This window comes from Nautilia sp., from assembly GCF_053994455.1.
Genome location: NZ_JBMYAU010000026.1, coordinates 21,271 through 31,073, shown reverse-complemented (window position 1 = coordinate 31,073; position 9,803 = coordinate 21,271). Strand labels below are relative to the sequence as shown.

The 9,803-nt window shown below is 39.8% G+C and carries 6 protein-coding genes; all 6 read left to right on the top strand.

Features of this window, described 5'->3' with window-relative positions:
• Positions 1-899: large ribosomal subunit assembly factor BipA (locus ACXJIE_RS01875; protein WP_498049512.1), on the top strand; the 899-nt coding region annotated here is incomplete at its 5' end.
• A 186-nt stretch (positions 900-1,085) separates the two neighbouring features.
• A complete protein-coding gene (locus tag ACXJIE_RS01870; protein WP_456479284.1) occupies positions 1,086-1,802 on the top strand; it encodes a substrate-binding domain-containing protein in 717 nt (238 codons plus the stop codon).
• 146 nt (positions 1,803-1,948) lie between these two features.
• Positions 1,949-3,328 carry a TolC family protein gene (locus tag ACXJIE_RS01865; protein WP_456479283.1) on the top strand — a complete coding sequence of 460 codons (1,380 nt, stop codon included), beginning with the start codon at positions 1,949-1,951 and terminating at the stop codon, positions 3,326-3,328.
• Positions 3,325-4,362 carry an efflux RND transporter periplasmic adaptor subunit gene (locus ACXJIE_RS01860; protein WP_456479282.1) on the top strand — a complete coding sequence of 346 codons (1,038 nt, stop codon included), beginning with the start codon at positions 3,325-3,327 and terminating at the stop codon, positions 4,360-4,362. The genes ACXJIE_RS01865 and ACXJIE_RS01860 overlap by 4 nt, the downstream gene beginning before the upstream one ends.
• Before the next feature lie 8 nt (positions 4,363-4,370).
• Positions 4,371-7,820, top strand: coding sequence for an efflux RND transporter permease subunit (locus tag ACXJIE_RS01855; protein ID WP_456479281.1), 3,450 nt, complete (start codon positions 4,371-4,373; stop codon positions 7,818-7,820).
• Between the two features lie 57 nt (positions 7,821-7,877).
• Positions 7,878-9,794 (top strand): EAL domain-containing protein, encoded by a 1,917-nt coding sequence (locus ACXJIE_RS01850; protein WP_456479280.1) that lies wholly within the window; start codon positions 7,878-7,880, stop codon positions 9,792-9,794.
• Positions 9,795-9,803: the final 9 nt, after the last annotated feature.

The window sequence follows — 9,803 nt, the reverse complement described above, 5'->3', positions numbered from 1 at the left end:
CGACAATCAGCGTTATTATGAGTGTCAACGATTCTCCCCTTGCAGGTACCGAAGGTAAAAACGTAACGGCTCCGAAACTTAGAGACAGACTGTTTAAAGAAATGGAAACTAATATCGCTATGAAAATAGAAGAACTCGGGGAGGGTAAATTTAAAGTGTCGGGAAGGGGTGAGCTTCAGATTGCCATCTTGGCGGAAAACCTGAGAAGGGAGGATTTCGAATTTTCCCTTTCTCGTCCGGAAGTTATCATTAAAGAAGAAAACGGCGTTAAATTAGAGCCGTATGAATATGTGGTAGTGGACGTACCTGACGAATACAGCGGTGCGGTAATCGAAAAACTGGGAACCCGTGGCGGAATTATGAAAAACATGATGCCTTTAAGTGACGGAAGTACGAGAATAGAGTTCGAAATGCCGGCTCGAGGACTCATAGGCTACAGGGGAGAGTTTATGACAGATACGAAAGGCGAGGGGGTTCTCAACAGCTCGTTTTTGGATTTCAGGCCGGCTACCACCAAACCTTACACGAGGAAAAACGGAGCACTTATTTCCATGGAAAACGGCGTTGCCGTCGGTTATGCGATATTCAACCTTCAAGAGAGGGGAAGAATGTTTATAAAACCGGGCGACAAGGTGTATAACGGTATGATTGTCGGGGAGCATTCCAGAAGCAACGACCTTGAAGTCAATCCTATTAAAGGTAAAAACCTTACAAATGTAAGGGCAAGCGGAAGCGACGAGGCCATTAAACTTGTACCGCCTGTCGAAATGACCCTTGAAAGGGCGCTTGAATGGATTGAAGACGACGAACTTGTGGAAGTGACGCCTAAAAGTATCCGGGTAAGGAAAAAATATCTCGATCCTGCCGTTAGAAAAAGAATGGCGAGGGGCAAAAAATAAATAAGGCCGGATGTTTCCGGCTTTTTATAAACAATATAGATAAAGTGTCTGTCACTTATTATTTCTTGATTTTTAATACCAATTGCGATTGAATTAATGTATTTAATAATTTTAATCAATTTCAATTTTCCATTTTCAATTGATATAATTATCACATATTCAAATTTTTTTACAAAAGGAGAAAAAATGAAAAAACTAATTATGCCGTTTTTGCTCTTAAGCGCTTTGTGGTCTGAAAGCATATGGGTTTACAACAATCTGATTTTGGGATATCCCGTAAAAGAAATCAAGGCTAAATTTCAGGAAAAATATCCCGACATAAAAGTGAAACTCCTAAACGCCCCTTTGAAAATAGTTATTAAAAAAATGAAAACATTAAGAAGGGCAGATGTAGTAATTACCTCAAGCGATAAGTTTCTGGAAAAATATCCGGAATGTTTTACCGACGAAAGAAAAATAATAGGTGAAAGTTTTCCCGTTATAGAATTTTTGAAAGGCCGTAAATATACTCTTGAGGATTTTTTAAAAAAAAGGGCGGTTTTGGGATATAAAGACACCACTTCCATAGGAAAGGTGGCGGATGAAATATTTACGAAATATAAAGGAAAAAGTTTCAGCGGCAGAATTTTTTCCAGGGCTATGAAAGTGAAAAGCTCAAAACAGCTCTCCGACGCCATTCTTTATAAAAAAGCCGATGTCGGCATAAACTGGAAAGGCTCTCTTTTTTGGCCTAAATATAAAAACAAACTCGGTTATGCCAGTATTGATCCTAAATATTATAAGAAAAGAAACGTTACGGCCGTAATAACGCCTTGCAGTAAAAACAAAGAGGCCGCAAGAAAATTTCTCGATTTTATATCTTCCCCGGAAGGTTTGAAAATTATGAAAAAATGGGGGTTTTAAAAAATAAGAAAATTTAAGCCGGCAAAGGCGGCTTCTTTTATTTTTATTAGGATAAAAGAACTCTTTATATTTTATAATTTTTTCTTATAACTTATATATTCTTTAATACATTTGATAAAATTCGACAAAATTACAAAAGGAGCGGTATGAGAAAATTTTTGTTACTCTCCGCCGCTTTGTCGAGTATGTTATTGGCTAAAACGGTAAATTTTGACACCGTCTTAAAAGAAAGTTTAAACAATAATTTGGAGCTGAGAGCCAAAAAGCTTAACATCGACAAAGCCAAGGCGGATTTGAAAACTGCCGAAGGTTACGATTTCGGTAAGCTTGTGTTCAGTGAGGAGATAAGCAGAAGCAACGACGCGCTTTACGTATTCGGGATGAAGCTTGAAAGCCGTGAGGCGACGTTTAAGGATTTCGGATTTGCGGATTTTTTGAGTGCATGGGGAAGGGGGGCCACACCCGCCCAGCTTCTGGCCATTCAGCCGGCGGATCTGAACTATCCGGCCGCAAGAACCAATTTTAAAACGAAATTCGTATACGAAGTTCCGATTTTTACGGGTTTTAAGCTTAAATACGCAAAAGAGATGGCCAAGCTTCAGGTGCTTGCCAATAAATTTAAATACCAAAACGACAGAAACAAACTCGCTATAGAAGTGCTTAAGGCTTATAACGGCGCCGTTGCCGCAAAATATTTTATAAACGCTCTTAAAAAAGCCAAACAGACCACCGAAAGTTTTGTAAAAATGATAAGCGAATTTAAAAAAGTGGGCATGGCGACGGAAATAGATCTTCTTCAGGCTAAAAAAAGAGACAGCGAAGTGGACGCGATGATGAGCGAGGCTAAAAACAAATACGCTTTGGCACTTGCCTATCTGAGATTTTTAAGCGGGGCTGACGAAATCAGCAATGTCGGTGATTTTAAAGTCATCGTTTCCCCGCAGGCCAGTTTGGCGAAACTTAAAAAAGAAGCCCTAAAACACAGAAACGATCTTAAATGGATGCAAAAAAACGTTCAGACCATGCAGAAAAAAGTCAAAATGGATTCATCCGTAAAATATCCGAGTGTGGGTGCGCATATCGAATACGGATGGAACGACAACGCCCCTACGGTAAGCACGGACAAGGATTATTACGTTGCGGCGCTCGGGCTGAATTACACGATTTTTGACAAATCCGAAAAAGCCAAAATAGAAAAAAGCAAAATTGAAGCTATGCAGACCGCTTATTATTATAAATATATGAAAAGAGGTGTACAGCTTCAGGTTGAGCAGAAATATCTTAATTTAAAAGAAAAGGCGAAGGTTATAAAAAATAAAATCATAAACAAAGATCTGGCTGAAGAGATTCTTAATAAATACACTTTTATGTATAAACAGGGAATGATTAATATGACCATACTGCTGATGAAAGAGGCCGACCTCAGAAAAGCGAGGGCGGAACTGATAAAGGCTAAATATGACGAAGCGCTGGCCGCGGCGGAACTTAAAGCGGCATTAGGAGATTTAGTAAAGGAGAGTAAATGATTAAAAAACTTATAATGATTACGACGTTAGCGGCGAGTATGTTCGCGTTCGAAACTGCGACGGCCGTTAAAAAAGAGATAAACATAAAAAAAGAGTACGTTGCCGACGTGTATTCACCGTCTCAGATAATGGTTGCGACGAGGGTGATGGGATATATTAAAAAGATTAACGTTGAAGAGGGAGATGTGGTTAAAAAAGGGCAAACCCTTTTTGTTGTGGATCCCAACGACATATATTCAATGTTGAATCAGGCGAGGGGGGCGCTACTTCAGGCGAAAAGCGGCGTACTGATGGCTGAAATGGCGTATGCCGACGCCAAGAAGGATTATGAAAGGTTCAAAACTCTTTATAAACATGGGGCTGTAAGCAAGAGGGATTTTGAAAAAATGAAATTAATGATGGATATAAGAAAAAAACAGGTCGATATGGCAAAAGGGATGTTAAAACAGGCAAAAGCCGGTCTTTCAATGGCTCAGAACCAGTTAAAATATGCGAAAGTCAAATCCCCTATCGACGGTGTGGTGACTATGAAAATGAAAAAAGTTGCGGAAATGGCCCTTCCCGGATATCCCGTACTTGTCTTAAGCGATATTCACAACCTTAAAGCCAAAAGTTTTGTAAAAGAAGAAGATATCGACAAATTTAAAATCGGTATGCCTGTTGTAATCAAAGTTCCGGCTATAAAAAAAGAGTTTCCGGCAAAGGTCAGTACGGTTATTCCGAGCGCCGACCCGGCTACACATTCTTACATAGTAAAATACACGTTTGAAAAAACGGACGGGCTTCTTCCCGGAATGTATGCGAAAGCGGCTGTGGAAATTTCAAAACAGGAAGCGGTACTTGTGCCTTTTAGCGCCCTTACTACAAGAAGCGGAATCGTGGGCGTGTTTGTAGAAGACAAAAACACCGCCAGATTCGTTCCCGTAAAACAGATTTTCCAGGATAAGGACAACATAGCGGTAAAAGGATTGAGAGGAGGGGAAAAGGTTATACTTTACCCGCCTGCTAATTTATCCGACGGACAAAGATTATAGGAGGAGAAATGGAGCATCTTGAAAAATTAAAAGAAGCCATCGAATTTAAGAAAAAAGAGCTCGAAAGCAAAAAAGCCGGCAGCTGTTCGATTGAGGAACTGAAAGCCACCGAAGCCGAGCTCTTCGCCCTTGAAGAGGAGGTGAAAGCCAAAGAGAAAGAGCTTGAGGCCATTGAAGAGGAGCTCAGTTTAAATATAGCCGGTAAACTTGCAAGAACTTTTCTTAAAAACCCTTTAACCCCGGTTATAGCCCTGACTCTTATTTTGATGGGGCTTATTGCGGTGCTTTTCACGCCGCGCGAGGAAAACCCGCAAATAGACGTTCCGGCCGCAAACGTAATGGTTGTTTATCCCGGTGCGAGCTCTAAAGAGGTTCAGAATATAATCGTAGATCCCCTTGAGAGGATATTAAAGGCCATGACCGGTGTAAAACACGTTTACGGTATGGCGATGAACAGTGTGGGAATTGTTACTGTAAGATTCAAAATAGGACAGGACAAAGTCAGAAGTGTTTCCAAGCTTTACGACAGGGTTATGCAGAATATGGACAAACTTCCAAAAGGGGTGTGGAAACCGCTTGTTAAACCTATCGATATAGACGAAGTGCCTATAGTAACCCTGGCTATTTCAAGCAAAAAATACGACGACGCACAGCTTTACAGAATAGCGCAGAGGCTCCTTTCACCTCTTGCCGCGGTGAAAAACGTCAGTATAATTGGTATCAAAGGCGGACACAAAAGACAGTTTAACATTATTGTAAATCCCGAAAAACTGGCCGCTTATCACCTTTCCCTCGGTCAGATTGCGATGGCTCTTAACAAAAGCAACGTGGATTATCCGTTAGGAGGTGTGGATAATAAAAAATATTCCATTCCGGTCGAATTCGACGGGTTTATAGATTCGGTAAAAGATGTTGAAAATCTTGTTGTGGCGAATTATATGGGAAGGCCTATTTATATTAAAGACATAGCTAAGGTCGAGAACGGAGTGGATTTTCAAAACAAACACGAAACATATTTCGAAGCGGGCAAGGCGTTTGAGGAAAACAAAAGGATAATCGGCGAAAAATTAAATCAGGTTACCGTATTTATCGGTAAAAAAAGGGGTACAAACGCCGTATTCGTTGCAAACGACGTAATAAAAAAAGCCGAAGAGCTTAAAAAAAGCCTTCCTAAAGACGTTGATATTTATGTAACGAGAAACGACGGTAAAAAAGCCAACCATGCCGTTAACGAGCTTATTTACCATCTGTTGATTTCACTTGGAATCATTGTAATACTGCTTATTGTCATGCTGGGATGGAGAGAGGCTTTAATCGTTGCTTTTACGGTGCCTTTGATTTTATCTGTAACATTGTTTATCGGTATGCTTGCCGGGCAGACGATTAACAGGATTACGCTGTTTGCTCTTATTCTTTCGCTCGGGCTTTTGGTGGACAGCGCCATTATCGTTATAGAAAACATCCACAGACATTTTGAAATAGGGGACAAACCCCGTGAATATGCGGCCATTTTTGCGACAAACGAAATAGGCAATCCGACCAATATAGCCACTCTGGCTATTATTCTCGCCTTTGTCCCTATGTTTTTCGTAACAGGTATGATGGGGCCTTATATGCAGCCGATTCCTTTCAACGTTCCGGTTGCTATGATAGCCTCTCTTGTAATCGCGTATATGTTCACCCCGTGGGCGGCGGTGAAGTTTTTGCCCGAACATAAAAAAAGGGAGCATCACGAAACGTTCGATATCAGAAAAACCAAAACATATAAGGTTTTTTACAATATACTGAACCCTCTTTTGACTTCGGGAATAAAAAGGGTCGTGTTTTTTACCGGGCTTATAGCGCTGCTTTTAGGTTCAATGGTGTTGCCCGCTTTTAAAATAGTTTTATTTAAAATGCTGCCTTCCGCCAATAAAAACACGTTTAACATAACCATAGATCTGCCTAAAGGCAGTTCTCTTGATTCGACTAAAGAGGTAAGCGAATGTGTGGCTTCCGTTCTTTCGAAAGAAAAGGAAATTAAGGACTTCGAACAGTTTATAGGTATCACGGGCGTGGTGGACTTTAACGGTCTGCTTCGGGGAAGTTCGATGAAAAGGGGTGAAAACATAGGCGAAATAAGGGTTAATCTCTACCCTAAAGAAGAGGGCAGAAAAGAAAGCTCCATCGATATGGTTTCACGTCTTAGGCCTGTTATTCAAAAACAGTGCAGTCTGCATAATGCGAATATAAAACTCGTTGAAGATCCTCCCGGACCTCCTGTAATAGCCACTCTTCTTATGCAGGTGTTCGGAGGCGACGAAAACGGAAGGGTAAAACTTGCGGAAGAGATTGAAAAACTCTATAAACACACAAAAAGAGTTGTGGATATAGACATAATGAGAGACAGGGAAATAATAAAATACAAAATCGTACCGGACAGGGAAAAAGCTGCGCTTCTCGGAATCAGTACCGAACAGATAGCGCAGATTCTCGGAATGGGGCTTAAAGGCGCCGTGGTAAGCACTGCTCATATTCCGGATGAAAAAGATCAGGTTGGGATTTTTGTAAGATTTGAAAAAAACGCAAGAAATTCCATAGAAGCGCTTGATAAAATCAAACTGATGTCCATGACCACGCACAGACTCGTACCTCTTAAAGAGGTCGTAAAAGTAATCCCCGTATCTTATGACGGAATCATTACCAGTAAGGATTTGAGACCTATGGTGATGGTTACAGGCGAGATGGATAAAAGGGGAAGTCTGTATGCGCTTCTTGACGTATTCTCAGAGCTTAAAGACAAAGGAATTGACGGGTATAAAATTACTTACGACGGAAATCCGAGGCTGAATTTAAAAGCCGTAGACGAAAAAACCGGAAAGACGTACGATTTGATCTGGGGAGGGGAATGGGAGCTTACATTTGACGTATTCAGGGACCTCGGAAGCGCTTTCGGGGTGGCCGTCGTGCTCATATATCTTTTGATGGTCGCTTACTATAAAAACTTCAGGGTTCCGAGAATCGTGCTTGCGGCCGTACCTTTGACGTTTATAGGAGTTTTGCCGGGTCATGCTATAATGAACTGGATTACGCTTGCATTTATGGGAAGCAAGACATATTTTACGGCAACGAGTATGATAGGCTTTATCGCCTTGGCCGGTATTGTCGTAAGAAACTCGCTTCTTCTTATAGATTTTACAAATGATCTTATCAAACAGGGAAGAACGATTAACGAAGCGGTAATAGAGGCCGCCGCTACAAGGTTCAGACCTATTATATTAACGGCCCTTGCAATTATTCTGGCATCGTTTGTAATCGTGCTTGATCCGGTATGGCAGGGACTTGCTGTCGCGCTTATCTTCGGTGTGCTGGCTTCCACGCTTCTTTCGGTGGTTGTAGTACCGGTTCTTTACTGGAGATATCTGATTTCAGAACATAAAAAAGAACAGCATATCAAATACGGTTTGGGGGAAGTTTAATACTTCTTCCTTTTTTGTTATAATTGTTTTTCGGACATTTGTTCGAAAAGGAAAATTATGACCAATCTGTTTATTAGAATGTTTAAAATTATACTTCTTTCTCTTTTCAGCGCAGTAACCACTTTAATATTTTTATATGTAATTATTTACACTCTTTTGATAGAAGATCAGGCGGACGACGCCAAAACGGCGGTGGACGCGGTAATGGTTATGAAATGTTCCAAAACATCCGACAAAAGGGATTTTGACGAAACACTCAAAAGGTTCGGCCGTAAAACTGGTATGCAGATCAGTGTCTATTCTCTTTTTGAAAACAGGTTTCTTTCGTATGATGAGGATTTTATAAAACGTCTAAAAAGAGGAGAGGCGTTTTATAAAGTCACAAAAGATAAACTTATCTATTATAAACCCATGATAATAAAAAACGAATGTATGAAATGCCATGGCGGCAGTAAGGTTAATGGTTACAGCGGCTTTGAAAAAGGCGCTTTGGCGGGTGTGTTGGAGGTCAAACTCCCCATAAACGAACAGATGTGTAAATACAGAAAGACATTTTTTATCATTTTTCTTATTTTGGGAATCGCGCTTATATTGACGCTTTATTTTTTTTACGATTATATGAAAACAATAAGAAAAGACATCGGTACGATATTAATCTATTTCAGGGAAAAGGTAAAAAAGGGTGTATATGAGCCTCTTGGTGAAAAAATGGAATATTCGGAATTCGAAAAACTGAAAAATGAAATAAACAGCGCCGTCGAATCGATTGTTTTTTATAAAAACGAAATGTTAAGAAACTATTTGTACAACGAGCTTACTAATCTTCCCAACAGAATCAAACTGATTGAAGATCTGCAAAAGGAAAAATTCAACCTCGCCATTTTGAATGTAAACAAGTTCAGGGAGATTAACGATTATTTCGGACAGGAAATAGGTGACTGGCTTATTTCGATGATAAGGGAAAGGATAAAAAAACTTTCCAGGGCCTACCACATAAACGTTGACGAGTTTGCCGTGCCTCTGCCTTACGGTGAAAAAAGAAAAAACTATTCTTTCGTAATGAAAATAATTAAAGAACTTGAAAAACCGTACCATATAAAAGAAAACGAAATCGTTCTCACATTCAGGTGCGGAATGAGCAAAACGACACGGAAACTTTTAACAACGGCGGATATAGCTTTGGAATACGCCAAAAGAAAAAAACAAAAATGTCTTTGTTTCTGCGAAATTGAAGACACGATAAAAGAGTTCGAGAAAAATCTGAAAATGCTTAACGTTTTGGTAAAGGCTATAAAAAACGGCAATATTATCGTTTATTACCAGCCTATAATCGACAATAATACGTTACGGACGCTCAAGTATGAGGCCCTTGTGAGAATCAGGGACGAAAAAGGAAAAATATATACGCCGGATATGTTTTTGGACATTGCAAAAAGAGCTAATCTTTATCCGCATATAACAATATGCGTATTTAAAAAGGCCCTGGAAAAGTTCAGAACTAAAAAAGAGTCGGTGTCTTTAAATCTGGATATGGAGGATTTTCAGAATGCTAAAATCAGAACATACATAAAAAGAGCGGTTGAAAACTTCCCGCAGCCTGAAAGAATAACGATAGAACTTCTTGAGAACGAAAACATAACGGAATCGGAAAACGCAATAGAATTTATAAAATATTTGAAATCGAAAGGCGTACAGATTTTTATAGACGATTTCGGAAGCGGTTATTCGAATTTCAGCTATCTTTTTAATTTTGAAATGAGCGGGTTTAAAATTGACGGAAGTCTTATAAAAAACATACTTACCGACAGAAAATCGGAAATGATTGTCGAAACGATGGTGGAATTCGCAAGAAAGGGTAATATGAAAGTCATTGCGGAATATGTGGAAAACGAAAGTATATTTAAAAAAGTAAAATCGCTCGGGGTTGATTGCTCCCAGGGGTATTATTTTTCGGAGCCTGTTGAGATAATTTGATATAATTCG

Bases quoted from the DNA above. Each gene is read 5' to 3' on its own strand.
- ACXJIE_RS01865 (WP_456479283.1), top strand. From the start codon at position 1,949: ATGAGAAAATTTTTGTTACTCTCCGCCGCTTTGTCGAGTATGTTATTG.
- ACXJIE_RS01855 (WP_456479281.1), top strand. From the start codon at position 4,371: ATGGAGCATCTTGAAAAATTAAAAGAAGCCATCGAATTTAAGAAAAAA.
- ACXJIE_RS01850 (WP_456479280.1), top strand. From the start codon at position 7,878: ATGACCAATCTGTTTATTAGAATGTTTAAAATTATACTTCTTTCTCTT.
- ACXJIE_RS01860 (WP_456479282.1), top strand. From the start codon at position 3,325: ATGATTAAAAAACTTATAATGATTACGACGTTAGCGGCGAGTATGTTC.
- ACXJIE_RS01870 (WP_456479284.1), top strand. From the start codon at position 1,086: ATGAAAAAACTAATTATGCCGTTTTTGCTCTTAAGCGCTTTGTGGTCT.